Annotated in this window: 16 protein-coding genes; 10 read left to right on the top strand and 6 right to left on the bottom strand. The window is 63.9% G+C overall.

Annotated features, from left to right (window positions below; translation table 11 throughout):
- The first annotated feature begins 24 nt into the window (after positions 1-24).
- The gene (locus APH44_RS14910; RefSeq protein WP_162714335.1) at positions 25-1,554 is read left to right on the top strand and encodes a SulP family inorganic anion transporter; all 1,530 of its coding nucleotides are present in this window, start codon (positions 25-27) and stop codon (positions 1,552-1,554) included.
- Positions 1,555-1,573: 19 nt separating this feature from the next.
- Here the strand turns inward: APH44_RS14910 and APH44_RS14905 are convergent, their stop codons facing one another.
- The 4 genes from APH44_RS14905 to APH44_RS14890 form a co-directional block, all read right to left on the bottom strand.
- On the bottom strand, positions 1,574-3,151 hold the full coding sequence (locus tag APH44_RS14905) for a M48 family metallopeptidase (RefSeq protein WP_054893378.1): 1,578 nt from the start codon (positions 3,149-3,151) through the stop codon (positions 1,574-1,576).
- The gene (locus tag APH44_RS14900) at positions 3,148-3,513 is read right to left on the bottom strand and encodes a hypothetical protein (protein WP_054893377.1); all 366 of its coding nucleotides are present in this window, start codon (positions 3,511-3,513) and stop codon (positions 3,148-3,150) included. The genes APH44_RS14905 and APH44_RS14900 overlap by 4 nt, the downstream gene beginning before the upstream one ends.
- Positions 3,514-3,546: 33 nt before the next feature.
- Positions 3,547-4,887 (bottom strand): CHASE2 domain-containing protein, encoded by a 1,341-nt coding sequence (locus APH44_RS14895; protein WP_054893376.1) that lies wholly within the window; start codon positions 4,885-4,887, stop codon positions 3,547-3,549.
- A gap of 111 nt (positions 4,888-4,998) precedes the next feature.
- A complete protein-coding gene (locus APH44_RS14890; RefSeq protein ID WP_054893375.1) occupies positions 4,999-5,634 on the bottom strand; it encodes a hypothetical protein in 636 nt (211 codons plus the stop codon).
- A 382-nt stretch (positions 5,635-6,016) separates the two neighbouring features.
- Between APH44_RS14890 and coxB the strand changes: the two genes are divergently transcribed.
- From coxB to APH44_RS14870, 4 genes are read left to right on the top strand one after another with little or no spacing between them, the layout of a single operon-like run.
- A complete protein-coding gene (gene coxB, locus APH44_RS14885) occupies positions 6,017-7,144 on the top strand; it encodes a cytochrome c oxidase subunit II (RefSeq protein WP_054893374.1) in 1,128 nt (375 codons plus the stop codon).
- A gap of 43 nt (positions 7,145-7,187) precedes the next feature.
- On the top strand, positions 7,188-8,771 hold the full coding sequence (gene ctaD, locus APH44_RS14880) for a cytochrome c oxidase subunit I (protein ID WP_054893373.1): 1,584 nt from the start codon (positions 7,188-7,190) through the stop codon (positions 8,769-8,771).
- Between the two features lie 12 nt (positions 8,772-8,783).
- Positions 8,784-9,350: a cytochrome c oxidase assembly protein gene (locus tag APH44_RS14875; RefSeq protein WP_054893372.1), complete on the top strand. Its 567-nt coding sequence runs from the start codon at positions 8,784-8,786 to the stop codon at positions 9,348-9,350.
- A 16-nt stretch (positions 9,351-9,366) separates the two neighbouring features.
- Complete coding sequence (locus tag APH44_RS14870; RefSeq protein WP_054893371.1) at positions 9,367-10,254, top strand: cytochrome c oxidase subunit 3; 888 nt, start codon at positions 9,367-9,369, stop codon at positions 10,252-10,254.
- A gap of 30 nt (positions 10,255-10,284) precedes the next feature.
- On the opposite strand, the gene APH44_RS14865 is transcribed toward APH44_RS14870, so the two are convergent.
- Positions 10,285-10,488: a twin transmembrane helix small protein gene (locus APH44_RS14865; protein ID WP_054893370.1), complete on the bottom strand. Its 204-nt coding sequence runs from the start codon at positions 10,486-10,488 to the stop codon at positions 10,285-10,287.
- Positions 10,489-10,551: 63 nt separating this feature from the next.
- Here APH44_RS14865 and APH44_RS14860 point away from each other — a divergent pair, with 63 nt between their 5' ends.
- The 5 genes from APH44_RS14860 to APH44_RS14840 are packed head-to-tail and all read left to right on the top strand — an operon-like array spanning position 10,552 to position 14,441.
- Positions 10,552-11,295 (top strand): SURF1 family protein, encoded by a 744-nt coding sequence (locus APH44_RS14860; RefSeq protein WP_054893408.1) that lies wholly within the window; start codon positions 10,552-10,554, stop codon positions 11,293-11,295.
- A complete protein-coding gene (locus APH44_RS14855; RefSeq protein ID WP_054893369.1) occupies positions 11,261-11,845 on the top strand; it encodes a hypothetical protein in 585 nt (194 codons plus the stop codon). Before APH44_RS14860 ends, APH44_RS14855 begins: the two co-directional genes overlap by 35 nt.
- A 9-nt stretch (positions 11,846-11,854) precedes the next feature.
- Positions 11,855-12,928, top strand: a complete 1,074-nt coding sequence (locus APH44_RS14850; protein ID WP_054893368.1) for a heme A synthase — start codon at positions 11,855-11,857, stop codon at positions 12,926-12,928.
- Positions 12,913-13,812, top strand: a complete 900-nt coding sequence (cyoE, locus tag APH44_RS14845; RefSeq protein WP_054893367.1) for a heme o synthase — start codon at positions 12,913-12,915, stop codon at positions 13,810-13,812. The genes APH44_RS14850 and cyoE overlap by 16 nt, the downstream gene beginning before the upstream one ends.
- Positions 13,809-14,441 carry an SCO family protein gene (locus APH44_RS14840; RefSeq protein ID WP_054893366.1) on the top strand — a complete coding sequence of 211 codons (633 nt, stop codon included), beginning with the start codon at positions 13,809-13,811 and terminating at the stop codon, positions 14,439-14,441. The genes cyoE and APH44_RS14840 overlap by 4 nt, the downstream gene beginning before the upstream one ends.
- Positions 14,442-14,514: 73 nt before the next feature.
- Here APH44_RS14840 and APH44_RS14835 read toward each other — a convergent pair whose 3' ends face one another.
- Positions 14,515-15,288: a MetQ/NlpA family ABC transporter substrate-binding protein gene (locus APH44_RS14835; RefSeq protein ID WP_054893365.1), complete on the bottom strand. Its 774-nt coding sequence runs from the start codon at positions 15,286-15,288 to the stop codon at positions 14,515-14,517.
- Between the last annotated feature and the right edge of the window lie 33 nt (positions 15,289-15,321).

Genomic DNA, 15,321 nt, shown 5'->3' with positions numbered 1-15,321 from the left:
GCCGTGAATCAGAAAAGGAGCGTTATGGTGAACATGACACAGATAAAAGCGGCCTTGCCGCGAGAGTTGCTGGCTTCGGTCGTGGTGTTCCTGGTGGCCCTGCCGCTGTGCATGGGCATCGCGATCGCCTCGGGCATGCCGCCCGCCAAGGGGCTGATCACCGGGATCATCGGTGGCATCGTCGTGGGCTTCCTGGCCGGCTCGCCCCTGCAGGTGAGCGGCCCGGCCGCGGGCCTGGCGGTGTTGGTGTTCGAGCTGGTGCGCCAGCATGGCGTGGCCATGCTCGGGCCGATCCTGCTGCTGGCAGGCCTGTTGCAGTTGCTGGCCGGGCGGCTGCGCCTGGGCTGCTGGTTTCGCGTCACTGCACCGGCGGTGGTGTACGGCATGCTGGCCGGTATCGGCGTGCTGATCGTGCTGTCGCAGGTGCATGTCATGTTCGACAGCGCGCCACAGCCCTCGGGGGTCGAGAACCTGCTGGGCTTCCCCGCGACCCTGGCCTCGGCATTGCCGTTTGAAGCCGCCGGCAATGGCTGGCAGGCCGGCGCTCTGGGCCTGGGCACCATCGCGATGATGTGGGGCTGGGAACGCTGGCGCCCGCAGCGCCTGCGCTTCATCCCCGGTGCCTTGCTAGGCGTGGCGACGATGACCGCGATCAGCATCTGGCTGGCGCTGCCGGTCAACCGTGTGCAGGTGCCTGCAGACCTGTCGGAGGCGATTGACTGGATCCGTCCGGACGACCTGCTCAAACTGGCCGATCCAACCTTGCTGGTGGCCGCCTTCGCCCTGGCCTTCATCGCCAGCGCCGAGACGCTGCTGTCGGCTGCGGCGGTGGATCGCATGCACAACGGCCAGCGTTCGGATTTCGACCGGGAGCTGTCGGCGCAAGGTATCGGCAACATGCTGTGCGGTGTGCTGGGGGCATTGCCGATGACCGGCGTGATCGTGCGCAGTTCGGCCAACGTTCAGGCCGGTGCAAAGACTCGCGCCTCGGCGATCCTGCATGGCCTGTGGTTGCTGGCGTTCGTGGTGGTGCTGAGCAGCGTGCTGCAGCAGATTCCGGTGGCAAGCCTGGCGGGCGTGCTGGTGTACACCGGTATCAAGCTGGTCGATTTCAAGGCCTTCCGCGGCCTCGGGCGCTATGGCCGGATGCCGATGTTCACCTACGCCGCCACGGCGCTGGCGATCATCTTCACCGACCTGCTGACCGGCGTGCTGCTGGGCTTTGCCCTGACCTTGCTCAAGCTGGCGTTCAAGGCTGCGCGCCTCAAGATCAACCTGGTCGAGCTGCCGCGCCATGGGCACATGGAGCTGCGCCTGAGCGGTGCGGCCACCTTCCTCAAGGTGCCTGCCCTGACCCAGGTGCTGGAAAGCGTGCCTGCCGGGACGCATCTGCATGTACCGCTGGCGAACCTGAGCTACATCGACCATTCGGTGCTGGAGCTGCTCGAGGACTGGGGGCGCGCGAGCCGCGCCGCCGGCTCACGTCTGTCCATCGAGCAGCGCGGGCTCAAGCGGCGCATCGAGGGCCGCTTGCGACGCAGCGTGCAGGTCTGAGGCGTCGTGTGCCCAGGTCTCAGGCCGACTTGGGCACCAGCTTGCGGCAGCCTTCTTTACGGCTGGGGTACTGCTCGCATTTGCGCAGAACCTGCTTTACCTGGTCATCGGCCTGGAGTTGACGACTGGCCAGCAGCTTCTCGGTGATGAACAACTCCTCTGAGCCCAGGTTCTGTTCGGCCTTGTCGATCATCCCCAGCGCTGCCTGGGGATCGCGGTTGCGCAGGTGATGACCGATGATCAAGTCATAGACCATCGGGCTTGCCAGCGACCAGTCCTGGATGCCCTGCAGGTCAGCGAGGGCCGCGCGGCCGTTGCCCTGCGCCGAATGCACGGCGAAGGCCGCACGGCGGATGCCTGGCTGGTTACCGACAGGAGACGCCAGCGCACGGCTGACGAAGGCCTCGGCTTCGCGGGTCTTCTTCTGCTCCAGTGCGGCGGTGGCCGCGTAGGCATCACGGTAAGCCTGCAGCGAACGCTGCACCGTCGCCGAATCGCGCACCTGCGGCCAGGTGCGACGGTTTACCCGCGCCTGGGTCTGTTGCTGGTATTCGCGGTCCAGGTACTGGCGCAGTTCTTCGTCTCGCTGGATCGGCGACATGTGCGAGCGGGTCAGGTACTGGCCGGTGGCGTTCAATGCCGTGCCCAAGCCCTGGTTGAGGAGGGTCTGCAGTTCCTGGGTGGTGCGGTTGAGGTCGAGCTTTTTCAGCGAGTCGGTCATCGCCGTCTGGCGCTCTTGCAGGAAGCTTGCGAGCAAAGGCTTCTGCTTGCCCTGGAAGTCTTCCAGGCGTTGCAGGCTGACGCTCGAGGCCCGCGGCGCGTAGCCCGCGCGGATCATCAGGTCGGCGCCGAGCAGGTCGGCCTGGTCTTCCTGGGTGCGGCCCCAGGCGGTGCTCCAGACATTGTCCGAGAAGCTGTTGGCCAGCGAGGTGTAGAGCACGGTATTGCCGATGGCCTTCTGCGTACCCACCGGGTCCTTGCTGAACAGCGCGCCGGTCTGCTTGTTGCGTCCGGTATTCTTTGCCACGGTTGCGATCACCACCGTGGTGGTGATGTTGGTGAGCAACTGTTTCTGCTCCTGGAACGCTGCGCGACGATCGTGATGGCGCAGCAGCACATGGCTCATCTCGTGGCCGAGCATGGCCGCGATTTCATCCTCGCTCTCGACGTTGTCGAGCATGCCCAGCGGCACGAACAGGTTGCCGTAGGGGTCGGCCGAGGGGCCGAAGGCGTAGCTGTCGACGATGCGTACCTGCAGGTTCGGTGCCTGCCCCGGCCAGCCTTTGGCCAGGCGGTTGACGATACCTTGCAGGTAGCTTTCCAGGGCCGGGATGCGCACCAGGTTCTGCTGGCGGATCTCGTCGGCGGGAATCGCCCGGCCGTCGAAGCTCAAGCGCAGTTGCTGGGTTTTCTGTGGGTCGAGCCGATAATACGAACGCACGTCCTGATGATCGACATAACGCCCGTCCAGCCGCGACTGGGTCGAGGGGCCGACCAGGTTCTGCAAGGCGTCGTTGGCCCCGTTGAGCGTGTTGCAGCCGCCGAGCATTGCCAGCGACAGGACGGCAGCGACGCCCTTGAGCTTGCCCGTACTCATTTCTTGCACCCGGCGCCGTAGCCGATGGTCGAGTTGTTCTGGTGGTCGTCGGAATAGCCGCTTTGCAGGGTCTGGCAGGGGAACTTGACGATGTTCAACGGCGGGTTTACCCGCACCGCCATGGTGTCCATCCAGACGTTACCCTCGGGCAGGCCTACCTGGATGATGTCCAGCTCCTTGTTGTACTGCAGCACCTTGGGCGCTTTTGGCAGGCTGCTGCTGTCGACCTGGCGCAGCGATTTGCCCTGGTCGTCCAGCACTGCCACCGACTTGCGCAGCCAGGCTTCGACTACCGGCTCGGGGGTGGCCATCACGCTCTGGCTGACCAGCAGCGACAGCAGCAATAGGGAGCTCTTGATCATCTCTGGGGTCCTTTGATAGAGAAATTCCGGGTGTCAGGCCCTGTTGGCGAACAGGGCCTGGATCCTTGCGCTGAACAACGTGAGCGACAACAGCAACAGGCCGAGCACGTTGGCCGGCGTGTAGTTGTAGTGCCAAAGCCCGCAGCTGAGCAGGACGATGGCGGCGAGTACCAGGGCCCAGGCAGCCAGTGGTCGCAGCCTTGGGCGACGCCGTTGGATGAACAGCGCGCGGGTGAACAGCGGGGCGTCCAGGCTGCCCTTGAGCAGGGTGATGCCGCCCAGCAGGAGCAGTTCGAGGATATCCAGTACATCGACGGAGCCTGCCGGAATGCCGAGGTCGGCGAGGCTGGGCGTGGCCCGGTAGTAGTTCATGCCCCAGTTGATCAGGTTGTCCAGGGCCATGGCATGCCAGTAGACGCCGGGAATCTTGCCGTGCAGCGCAGATTGGGTGAGGTCGCCGGTGCCAGCGATCTGCGCGCCGACCAGGACCAGCTTCCCGCGCAGCAGTGATTCGAGCAGCTTGCGGTCGTCCGGGTCGGTGACCTCAAGGTCGGTAGGCGACAGCGTCAGGGTGTACGCGCAGGTCGCCCGTGCCTGTTTGCCCAGCTTCCAGAACACCGCCTGCTTCAGTTGCTCGAACAATCCCGGAATATCGCAGGTGCTGACATCGGCGACCTTTTCCTGCTCGGGCGAACGGTACACGCCCCATTGCACGGTCATCGGAGCAAGCTCGGCAGCGCTGGCGGGGTCTGCGGGCAGGTCTGTACATGCCTGGTGGCGGCAATAGTCGCGGTAGAGCCGCAGGGCCGGAGTTTCCAGCGTGCCCAAGGGCGTCTTCACGGCGAGCGGGTACTGGTTGCCGAAGTCGCTCCAGCTCACCAGCGCCGGCGTGCCGACCTCGGCCAGGCGCGGCAGGGTGTTGACCGCGCCTTCGCTTGCCCTCGGCAGGCCAGTATCGGCCAGGTACAGCGGGATATCCTGCTGGCGATAGCGTTCGAACACATTGGCCAGCAGCTGGCTTTCCATGCGCGGGGGCTGCCCGGGGATTTCACGCGAGTGGTCGTGGCTGTAGAGCAGGTCGACGAACACCGCCGCCGGCTCATAGGCCAGCAGGCGTTTGAACAGCTTGCTCTGCTCGTTGTACGGCAGCGGCCAGTAGGTGTCGTTGCGCAGCAGATAGTCATCGTCGATCAAGACCACCACGACCTGTTGCTGGCCCTTGTCGGCGTAGGTAGCTGCCAACAGGCGGTTGAGCCAACGCGACGAGGCATCGTCGGTCGAGCTGGCGATACCGAAGGGGTCGAGCAACGCGATCAGTACGACTGACAGGCCGAACAGCGCCTGGCGCAGGGAAAAAAGGGAAGGCTTCAGCATCCATGCCTCAAACAAGGGGTTGAGGCATTTTGCCACTATTGGCGATCGATCCGAAAGCGCCCGCAACCATCAAGGGGCGCATTGCGCCCCGTCAATGATCGAATCGTCGTGTTACAGCGCCAGCTCCACGCTCAATTGGCGCGACAGGCACGGCCAGCGCTTCCAGGCTGCGCCGGTCTCGGGGCTGCTGAGGGTGTTGCGATAGGCTTCGACCGACTCCACGGCAAAGCTTTCGTCATCGAGCATTTCTTCGACCGAGTGATGCACCACTTCATCCAGCTGGTTGGCGAAGTCCTCGCCGATCAACTGGTGGGCGATGAGGTTGGCCACGGTGGTGTCCACCGGAATCAGCGGCTGCTGGAAGTGGCGGATATACAGGTCGTTGACCTCCTCGACCAGACGATGGGCCAGATAGGCTTCATCGAGCAGGCAATCCAGGCCGACGTGTCCCTGCATCACCTCCGGGGGCTGCAGGAAATAGGCTTCGGCGATTTTCAGCACCGGCTTGATCTGCGACTCGATGCCGGCCTCGCGGGCGACGGCGTTGGCCGCTTCGAGCAACTCCGGAACCTGGTCGATGTAGGCGCGGACGAAACGCGTCAAGGTACCCTGGGCGTCCTGCGGGGGCAGTTGAATCGAAGGATGCAGGTGAGGCAGTTGTTGTTCGAGGCGTTGCTTCAGTTGGCCTGTGCGGCTCTCATGTTGATGGGCGTGTTCGATCTGCTCGCGTACAGCTGCGATGTTCATGACAACTCCAGGGACAAGGCGTTACAAACGGAAGACACTAAGTTAGCTCGGCTGCGTAGATTGCTAAGACGCATTTGTTATAACAACAGGGCACTTGTTCCGCTGAGTTATATCAATGTGCCATCATTGTGCCCCGAACGCTCTGGAATAATCCTTTCAGCAATTTCAGCCAGTGCGTGAAGTTGTTTTCACATCACGCGTTGCGTGCCATTGGCCGCTGTCTATACTCCGCTTGAACGTGATTCGTTGATGAGGCCCGACTGCCGTTTGCAGGGGGCTCGGTCGTCGAAGCCAGGCAGTCTTGACCCCCGTTCCCCCCCTTATGTCGTAGAAAACGTCGTCCACGCCTCCGGGACTACAAGAACGATAAGGGGAACCCGCAATGATGCGACATCCACATGTCTGGATGGGCCTCCTGTTGTGGACGGTGTTCGGTCAGGCACACGCTGCCTGGACCGTGAACATGTCTCCGGGGGCGACGGAAGTCTCCCACGCCGTGTTCGACCTGCACATGACCATCTTCTGGATCTGCGTGGTTATCGGCGTCGTGGTGTTCGGCGCGATGTTCTGGTCGATGGTCATCCATCGCCGCTCCACCGGGCAGCAGCCTGCGCATTTCCACGAGCACACCTGGGTCGAGATCATGTGGACGGTCGTCCCGTTCCTCATCCTCGTCGCCATGGCCATCCCGGCCACCAAGACCCTGATCGACATCTACGACGCCAGCGAGTCGGACATCGATATCCAGGTCACCGGCTACCAGTGGAAATGGCACTACAAGTACCTGGGCCAGGACGTCGAATTCTTCAGCAACCTCGCCACCCCTTCCGAGCAGATCCGCAACCAGGCGCCCAAGGACGAGCATTACCTGCTCGAGGTCGATCAGCCGCTGGTGTTGCCGGTCGGGGCCAAGGTGCGTTTCCTGGTGACCGCCGCCGACGTGATCCATTCCTGGTGGGTGCCGGCCTTTGCGGTCAAGCGTGATGCCATTCCCGGTTTCGTCAACGAAGCCTGGACGCGCATCGAGAAGCCGGGCATCTACCGCGGCCAGTGCACCGAGCTGTGTGGCAAGGACCACGGCTTCATGCCCGTGGTGGTCGAGGTGAAGTCCAAGGCCGACTACGACACCTGGCTCGGTGAGCGCAAGGCCGAAGCGGCCAAGCTCAAGGAGCTGACCAGCAAGGAGTGGACGCTCGAAGAGCTGGTCGAGCGCGGCGACAAGGTCTACCACACCACCTGCGTGGCCTGTCACCAGGCCGAAGGCCAGGGCTTGCCGCCGATGTTCCCGGCGCTCAAGGGCTCGAAGATCGCCACAGGGCCCAAGGAAGCCCACCTGGGCATCGTCTTCCATGGCAAGCCCGGCACCGCCATGGCGGCGTTTGGCAAGCAACTGTCGGAGGTCGACATCGCCGCGGTGGTCACCTACGAACGCAACGCCTGGGGCAACAACAAGGGCGACATGGTCACGCCGAAGGACGTGCTGGCGCTCAAGCAGGCGGACGCGCAATGAACCGGGTTAGCCGTGGCAATCAGCGGATTGCAGGAGACAGGACATGAGTGCAGTGATCGACGACCACGGCCATGACCATGCGCATGGTCCGGCCAAGGGCCTGATGCGCTGGGTACTGACCACCAACCACAAGGACATCGGCACGATGTACCTGTGGTTCAGCTTCGCCATGTTCCTGCTTGGCGGCTCGTTCGCCATGGTGATCCGCGCCGAGCTGTTCCAGCCGGGCCTGCAGATCGTGGAGCCGGCGTTCTTCAACCAGATGACCACCATGCACGGGCTGATCATGGTGTTCGGCGCGGTGATGCCGGCGTTCGTCGGCCTGGCCAACTGGATGATCCCGCTGATGATCGGCGCGCCGGACATGGCCTTGCCGCGGATGAACAACTTCAGCTTCTGGCTGCTGCCGGCAGCTTTCCTGCTGCTGGTCTCGACCCTGTTCAGCCCCGGTGGCGGGCCGAACTTCGGCTGGACCTTCTACGCGCCGTTGTCGACCACCTATGCCCCGGCCAGCGTGACCTTCTTCATCTTCGCCATCCACCTGATGGGTATCAGTTCGATCATGGGCGCGATCAACGTCATCGCCACCATCCTCAACCTGCGTGCGCCGGGCATGACCCTGATGAAGATGCCGCTGTTCGTCTGGACCTGGCTGATCACTGCGTTTCTGCTGATCGCGGTGATGCCGGTGCTGGCGGGCGTGGTGACCATGATGCTGATGGACATCCACTTCGGCACCAGCTTCTTCAGCGCGGCGGGTGGCGGCGACCCGGTGCTGTTCCAGCACGTGTTCTGGTTCTTCGGCCATCCGGAGGTGTACATCATGATCCTGCCGGCCTTCGGCGCGGTCAGCTCGATCATCCCGGCGTTCTCGCGCAAACCGCTGTTCGGCTACACCTCGATGGTCTATGCCACCGGCGCGATCGCCTTCCTGTCGTTCATCGTCTGGGCACACCACATGTTCGTGGTCGGCATCCCGGTGGTGGGCGAGCTGTTCTTCATGTATGCCACCATGCTGATCGCCGTGCCCACCGGGGTGAAGGTGTTCAACTGGGTCAGCACCATGTGGCAGGGCGCGATGACCTTCGAGGCGCCGATGCTGTTCGCCATCGCCTTCGTCATCCTGTTCACCATCGGCGGCTTCTCGGGGTTGATGCTGGCCATTGCCCCGGCGGACTTCCAGTACCACGACACCTATTTCGTGGTCGCCCACTTCCACTACGTGCTGGTGCCTGGCGCGATCTTCGGGATCTTCGCTTCGGCCTACTACTGGCTGCCGAAATGGACCGGGCACATGTACGACGAAACCCTGGCCAAGCTGCATTTCTGGCTGTCGTTCGTGGGCATGAACCTGGCCTTCTTCCCCATGCATTTCGTCGGGCTGGCCGGGATGCCGCGACGGATTCCGGACTACAACCTGCAGTTCGCCGACTTCAACATGATCTCCTCCATCGGTGCGTTCATGTTCGGCGCCACGCAGGTCTTCTTCCTGTTCATCGTCATCAAGTGCATCCGTGGCGGCGAGCCGGCTCCGGCCAAGCCGTGGGATGGCGCCGACGGGCTGGAGTGGTCGGTGCCCTCGCCTGCGCCCTACCACACCTTCCAGACCCCGCCGGAAGTGAAATAGGAGGCTGACGCGATGACCGGCCTGTCGCTCCAACGCCTGGTGCTGCGCCTGTTGATGCTGACGGTGGTGATGTTCGCCTTCGGCTTTGCCCTGGTGCCGATCTACGACGTGATGTGCAAGGCCTTTGGTATCAACGGCAAGACGGGCGGGCAGTACGAGGGCAGCCAGGTCAGCGACCCCTCGCGCACGGTGCGGGTGCAGTTCATGTCGACCAACGCGAGCGACATGGTCTGGGACTTCTACTCCACCGCTGACCAGCTCGAAGTGAATCCGGGTGCGGTGAACCAGATGGTGTTCGTCGCGCACAACCCGACCGACCGGCCGATGAGTGCGCAGGCCGTTCCTAGCATCACCCCGGCCGAAGCGGCCGCGTATTTCCACAAGACCGAGTGCTTCTGTTTCACCCAGCAGGTGCTGCAGCCGGGCGAGCGCATCGAGATGCCGGTGCGCTTCATCGTCGACCGCGACCTGCCGGGCAATGTGAAGCACCTGACCCTGGCCTACACCTTGTTCGACATCACTGCGCGTCACCCGCCGGTCGCCCATGCCGCGGTACAGGACGTTCAGGGCGCCCGCTGAGGGAAGGAGAACAGCAATGGCAAGTCATGAGCACTACTACGTTCCGGCGCAGAGCAAGTGGCCGATCATCGCCACTATCGGGCTGTTCATCACGGTGTTCGGCCTGGGTACCTGGTTCAACGACCTCAAGGCCGGACACCCGGAATCCCACGGGCCGCTGATCTTCTTCGTCGGTGCGCTGTTTCTGGCCTACATGTTGTTCGGCTGGTTCGGTGCAGTGGTCAAGGAGAGCCACGCCGGGCTGTACAGCGCGCAGATGGACCGCTCGTTCCGCTGGGGCATGAGCTGGTTCATCTTCTCGGAGGTGATGTTCTTCATGGCCTTCTTCGGGGCGCTGTTCTATGTGCGGGTGCTGGCCGGACCCTGGATCGGCGGCGAAGGTGCCAAGGGCGTGACGCACATGCTCTGGCCCAGCTTCGAGTTCGTCTGGCCGTTGCTGCACACGCCCGATCCGAAGCTGTTCCCGCCGCCCAAGGACATCATCAACCCTTGGCACCTGCCGCTGATCAACACCCTCCTGCTGGTCAGCTCCAGCGTCACCATCACCATCGCCCACCATGCTCTGCGCAAGGGCCATCGCGGCGCGCTGAAACTGTGGCTGGGGCTGACCATCCTGCTGGGGCTATCGTTCCTGGCGCTGCAGGCCTACGAATACTACGAGGCCTACGTGCACCTTGGCCTGACCCTGGGCTCGGGGATCTACGGCGCGACCTTCTTCATGCTCACCGGTTTTCATGGTGCGCACGTCACGCTCGGCACCTTGATCCTGATCGTGATGTTCGTGCGCGTGCTGCGCGGGCATTTCAACCCGGACAAGCATTTCGGGTTCGAGGCGGCCAGCTGGTACTGGCACTTCGTGGATGTGGTGTGGGTGGGGTTGTTCATCTTCGTGTATGTGCTTTAGCCGCAAGGTGGACCCTGTGGGTGGGGTGATTCAGAACGGCGCGTGCGAAACCAGCTGCCCACTGATGAAGCCCCAGGCCACCAGGCCGACGGTCAGGGCGGCCAGGATGACGCGCACGGTCAGGGCCTTGAGCAAGCGGGTCGAGTGGTCATCGTCCTTGACCAGGAACACCAGGCCACTGAACAGGCTGGCGATGGTGGCCAACAGCATCAGGACAATCGCGGCCTTGAGCATGGCGAAACTCCGGGGGGATGCAGTGATGTGGACAAGTATAGCGATCGACAGGGCGAGGCCGCGGTGAGGCCATTTCGCCCAGGGCTGGTCCCGACCCTGGTGGTGTTCGCACTGCTGCCGGGGCTGATCGCGCTTGGCTGCTGGCAACTGCGTCGGGCCGAAGAAAAGCGCCAACTGCTCGACAGCTACGCCGAGCGGCGCATCGAGGCGCCGGTGGCCGTGGCGCAGCTTGTGCAACTGCCTGACCCGGCCTTCTACCGTGTGCGCCTGTTCGGTCAGTTCGACCCCGAGCACAGCCTGCTGCTGGACAACCGCCTGCGCGACGGCCAGGCCGGTGTCGAGCTGCTGCAACCCTTCCACGACCAGGCCAGCGGCCAGTGGTTGCTGGTCAATCGCGGCTGGTTGCCCTGGCCGGACCGCCGCGTGCCTGTGCGTTTCGACACCCCGGCCCAGCCCCTGGCGTTGCAGGCCACGGTCTATGTGCCGCCAGGCAGCACCTTTCAGCTGCACCCCGACCCGCCCGGCGGCCAGTGGCCGCACCTGCTGACCGCTGTCGATCCCGCGCAGCTCTGGCAGCAGCTGGCGCGCGAAGGCTTCGCCCATGAACTGCGCCTGGAACCAGGCCCTGCCAGCTATCGGCTGGATTGGCCGGTCGTTGCCATGGGCCCGGAAAAACACCTCGGCTATGCCGTGCAGTGGTTCGCCCTGAGCACGGCGCTGGTGCTGCTGTACCTGTATTTCGGCTGGCACAACGACAACAAGGAGAAACGCCATGGCCGCCGCCACGAGTCCACTGGACGTGCCTGAAGGGCGCAAGTCCCGCACCCGCGGGCGCTTGCAACTGATCCTGATCCTGCTGGTGACCCTCGGACCGATGATCCTCGCCACCAGCATGTACAAGCTCAAGTTCTGGGTGCCGGAGGGGCGCAGCTACCATGGCGTGATGATCGGCAATGGCCAAGGCCGCGCCGATATCGGCATCCAGGCTCAGGACGAGCGCTGGCAACTGCTGGTCAGCACGCCCGATGCCTGCACCGAGGACTGCCAGCAACTGGTCTACCTCGCCCGACAGATCCAGGTCGGCCTTGGCCGCGATGCCAGCCGCGCCAGCCATGCGCTGGCAACCGCGACGCCCGTGAGTGGCGACTACCAGGCGCTGCTCGAGCGCGAGTATCCGCAACTGCAGCGCTATCCGCTGGATGCCGACCGCTATCGCACAAAGGTCGTCGAGCCCGGCGCGCAACTGTGGATCGTCGATCCCCACGGCAACCTGGTGCTGCGCTACGACGCCAAGGTCAAGGGCAAGCATGTGCTCGACGACCTGCGCCACCTGCTCAAGCTGTCCAACATCGGCTAGGAGGCCAGCATGGCCAGACCCGGTTACCGACTCGCTGTGTTCGCCACCCTGCTGGCACTGGTCGTCGTGCTGCTCGGCGCCTACACGCGCCTGACTCACGCCGGCCTCGGCTGCCCCGACTGGCCCGGCTGCTATGGCTTCATCGGCGTGCCCCAGACCGATGCGCAACTGGCCCATGCCGAGTTGCACTTCCCCGAGCATCCAGTGGAAGAAGCCAAGGGCTGGGCGGAAATGGTGCATCGTTATTTTGCCGGCACCCTGGCGCTGGTCATCGCTTGGCTGGCGATAGGTGCGGTACGTCGTCATGGCCGCGACGGCGGGCCCTACCGGTTGCCTGTGCTGCTGCTGGCCGTGGTGCTGGCACAGGCAGCGTTCGGTATGTGGACGGTGACCCTCAAACTCTGGCCGCAGGTGGTCACGGCGCATCTACTCGGAGGCTTCACCACCCTGAGCTTGCTGTTCCTGTTATCCCTGCGTCTATCCCGGGCCTTTGCGCCACCGCCCAAGCTGCCGTTGAGTCTGCGTCGGGTGGCTGCGCTGGCACTGCTGGTGGTGATTGGGCAGATCGCCCTGGGCGGGTGGGTGAGTGCCAACTACGCGGCAGTCGCCTGCATCGACTTGCCGACCTGCCATGGTCAATGGTGGCCTGCGGCAGACTTCAGCAACGGTTTCCATCTCACCCAGCACGTCGGCCCCAACTACCTGGGTGGGCAGCTCGACAGTGACGCGCGTACGGCCATCCACATCAGCCATCGCCTGGGCGCGTTGATGGTCGTGACAGTGCTGTTGATGCTGAGCTGGAAGCTGCACCGCAATGGCCTGTCCGGCCTGGCCCGGCTGGTGCTTGCTGCCTTGGCGCTGCAGGTGGGGTTGGGGATCAGCAACGTGCTGCTGCACCTGCCGCTGGGGGTTGCCGTGGCGCACAACGCCGGGGGCGCCCTGTTGCTGCTGACCATGGTGCTGGTGAACTACCGCATTAGGGTGGTCGACAAGGTGCGTGTCGGCCTGGGCTGGCGCCTGCGGCCGGTCACGCCTGGCGGCGTTTCCCATCATCTGAGGAACGACACGTGGCGACGGTTCTGAGCCAAGGGCGGCAGCGCGCTGGCTGGCGCGATTACCTGGAGCTGACCAAGCCCAAGGTGGTGGTGCTGATGCTGATCACCTCGCTGGTAGGCATGTTCCTCGCCACCCGCGCGGGTGTGCCGTGGACGGTGCTGCTGTTCGGCAATCTGGGCATCGCCCTGTGCGCCGGCGGCGCGGCGGTGGTCAACCATGTGCTGGACCGGCGCATCGATGCCTTGATGGCGCGCACCTGCAAGCGCCCGGTGGCCAAGGGACGGGTTGCGCCCCTGCCGGCGCTGGCGTTCGCCCTGGCCTTGGCAATCGCCGGGATGGCGTTGCTGCTGGCCTTCACCAATCCGCTCACCGCCTGGCTCACGCTCGCCTCCCTGTTGGGCTATGCGGTCGTCTACACCGGCTTTCTCAAGCGCGCCACGCCGCAGAACATCGTGATCGGCGGCCTGGCGGGCGCCGCCCCGCCGTTGCTGGGTTGGGTCGCGGTCAGCGGCCACCTGAGCGCGGAGCCGCTGTTGCTGGTGCTGATCATCTTTGCCTGGACGCCACCGCACTTCTGGGCCCTGGCCATCCACCGCAAGGAGGAATACGCCAAGGCCGAGATACCGATGCTGCCGGTGACCCACGGCGAGCACTACACCAAGCTGCACATCCTGCTCTACAGCCTGGTGCTGCTGGCGGTGAGCCTGCTGCCCTACGCCATCCACATGAGCGGCCCGCTCTACCTGGCCTGCGCCCTGTTGCTGGGGCTGCGCTTTGTCCAGTGGGCCTGGGTGTTGTACCGTGGCACCCGGCCGCACGCGGCGATCGGCACCTTCAAGTACTCTATCGCGTACCTGTTCCTGCTGTTCATCGCCCTGCTCGTTGACCACTACCTGTTGCTGAACCTATGACCCGAACCCAGAAAACCGTCTTCATCCTCGTTGCCCTGGTCGCGCTGATCATGGGCTTGACCGTCAACAAGGTGCTCAATGGCCGTAGCGAGGCCAACCCGGCCGAGCTGATCGATGCCGGCATCATCCTCCTGCCGCAGAGCCGCAGCGTGCCGGATGTGACCATGAACGACCAGAACGGCCAGCCAGTGGCGCTGGATCAGTTGAAGGGCAAGTGGTCGTTGCTGTTCTTCGGCTACACCTACTGCCCGGACATCTGCCCAACCACGTTGGCGCAGTTGCGCCAGGTGAAGAGCGAGTTGCCCAAGGAGGCAATCGACCGTTTGCAGGTGGTACTGGTAAGCGTCGACCCGAACCGCGACACGGCTCAGCAGCTCAAGCAGTACCTGGGCTATTTCGACAAGGATTTCGTGGGGCTGGCAGGTTCCATCGAGGATACCCAGAAGCTGGCCAATGCCCTGAGCATTCCGTTCATCCCGGCGGACACCAGCAAGCCAGGGTACACCGTCGATCACAGTGGCAACCTGGCGGTGGTCGGGCCGGACGGGCGTCAGCGCGGGTTCATTCGTGCGCCGTTCAACAACCAGAAGCTGGTGGCGCAGTTGCCGGGGCTGGTCAAGCGGGATTGATGAAGCCCCAAAAGCTTCGCGGGCAAGTCGGCGTTCCGGCTTGCCCGCGAAGAATCCAGCGCGATCGTTCGGCTTAGAACGCCGGCACCACGGCGCCCTTGTACTTCTCGTTGATGAACTGCTTCACCTCAGGCGAGTGCAGAGCCTGCACCAGCTTCTTCACCGCGTCCGCGTCCTTGTTGTCCTCACGGGTCACCAGGATGTTCACGTACGGCGAGTCGCTGCCTTCGATGGCCAGGGCGTCCTTCTCTGGATTGAGCTTGGCTTCCAGGGCGTAGTTGGTGTTGATCAGCGCTGCATCGACCTGGGTCAGCACGCGCGGGATGGTGGCCGCTTCCAGTTCGCGGAATTTCACACCCTTCGGATTTTCAGCCACATCCTTCACGGTGGACAGGATGTTGGTGTTGTCCTTGAGCTTGATCACGCCAGCCTTGTCCAGCAGCAGCAGAGCGCGGCCGCCGTTGGTGGCGTCATTGGGGATGACCACGGTGGCGCCCGATGGCAGTTCGTCGAGCTTCTTGATCTTGGCCGAGTAGACGCCCAGTGGCTCGATGTGCACGCCGGCAACGCTGACCAGCTTGGTGCCCTTGGCCTTGTTGAATTCATCCAGGTAAGGCTGGTGCTGGAAGAAGTTGGCGTCCAGGCGTTTTTCCGCGACCTGCACGTTCGGTTGAATGTAGTCGGTGAACTCCTTGACCTTCAGCTCCACGCCTTCCTTCGCCAGCTGTGGTTTGACGAAGTTGAGGATCTCGGCGTGCGGCACCGGGGTGGCGGCGACGGTCAGGGTTTCGGCGGCATTGGCCGAGAAGGCCGCGACGGCGGCGACGACAGCGAACAGCTTTTTCATCGATCACTCCTTGTGAGGGCCGCGACGGCCCCC

Origin of the sequence: Pseudomonas sp. NBRC 111143, from assembly GCF_001320965.1 — a bacterium.
Lineage (GTDB): Bacteria > Pseudomonadota > Gammaproteobacteria > Pseudomonadales > Pseudomonadaceae > Aquipseudomonas > Aquipseudomonas machongensis.
Note: the sequence above shows the minus strand (reverse complement) of the source record. Positions and strands in the feature narration are given on the sequence as shown.

Excerpts from the sequence above, each read along its gene's own strand:
- APH44_RS14910 (WP_162714335.1), top strand. The coding sequence starts at position 25 with ATGGTGAACATGACACAGATAAAAGCGGCCTTGCCGCGAGAGTTGCTG.
- APH44_RS14905 (WP_054893378.1), bottom strand. The coding sequence starts at position 3,151 with ATGAGTACGGGCAAGCTCAAGGGCGTCGCTGCCGTCCTGTCGCTGGCA.
- APH44_RS14900 (WP_054893377.1), bottom strand. The coding sequence starts at position 3,513 with ATGATCAAGAGCTCCCTATTGCTGCTGTCGCTGCTGGTCAGCCAGAGC.
- APH44_RS14895 (WP_054893376.1), bottom strand. The coding sequence starts at position 4,887 with ATGCTGAAGCCTTCCCTTTTTTCCCTGCGCCAGGCGCTGTTCGGCCTG.
- APH44_RS14890 (WP_054893375.1), bottom strand. The coding sequence starts at position 5,634 with ATGAACATCGCAGCTGTACGCGAGCAGATCGAACACGCCCATCAACAT.
- coxB (WP_054893374.1), top strand. The coding sequence starts at position 6,017 with ATGATGCGACATCCACATGTCTGGATGGGCCTCCTGTTGTGGACGGTG.
- ctaD (WP_054893373.1), top strand. The coding sequence starts at position 7,188 with ATGAGTGCAGTGATCGACGACCACGGCCATGACCATGCGCATGGTCCG.
- APH44_RS14875 (WP_054893372.1), top strand. The coding sequence starts at position 8,784 with ATGACCGGCCTGTCGCTCCAACGCCTGGTGCTGCGCCTGTTGATGCTG.
- APH44_RS14870 (WP_054893371.1), top strand. The coding sequence starts at position 9,367 with ATGGCAAGTCATGAGCACTACTACGTTCCGGCGCAGAGCAAGTGGCCG.
- APH44_RS14865 (WP_054893370.1), bottom strand. The coding sequence starts at position 10,488 with ATGCTCAAGGCCGCGATTGTCCTGATGCTGTTGGCCACCATCGCCAGC.
- APH44_RS14855 (WP_054893369.1), top strand. The coding sequence starts at position 11,261 with ATGGCCGCCGCCACGAGTCCACTGGACGTGCCTGAAGGGCGCAAGTCC.
- APH44_RS14850 (WP_054893368.1), top strand. The coding sequence starts at position 11,855 with ATGGCCAGACCCGGTTACCGACTCGCTGTGTTCGCCACCCTGCTGGCA.
- APH44_RS14840 (WP_054893366.1), top strand. The coding sequence starts at position 13,809 with ATGACCCGAACCCAGAAAACCGTCTTCATCCTCGTTGCCCTGGTCGCG.
- APH44_RS14835 (WP_054893365.1), bottom strand. The coding sequence starts at position 15,288 with ATGAAAAAGCTGTTCGCTGTCGTCGCCGCCGTCGCGGCCTTCTCGGCC.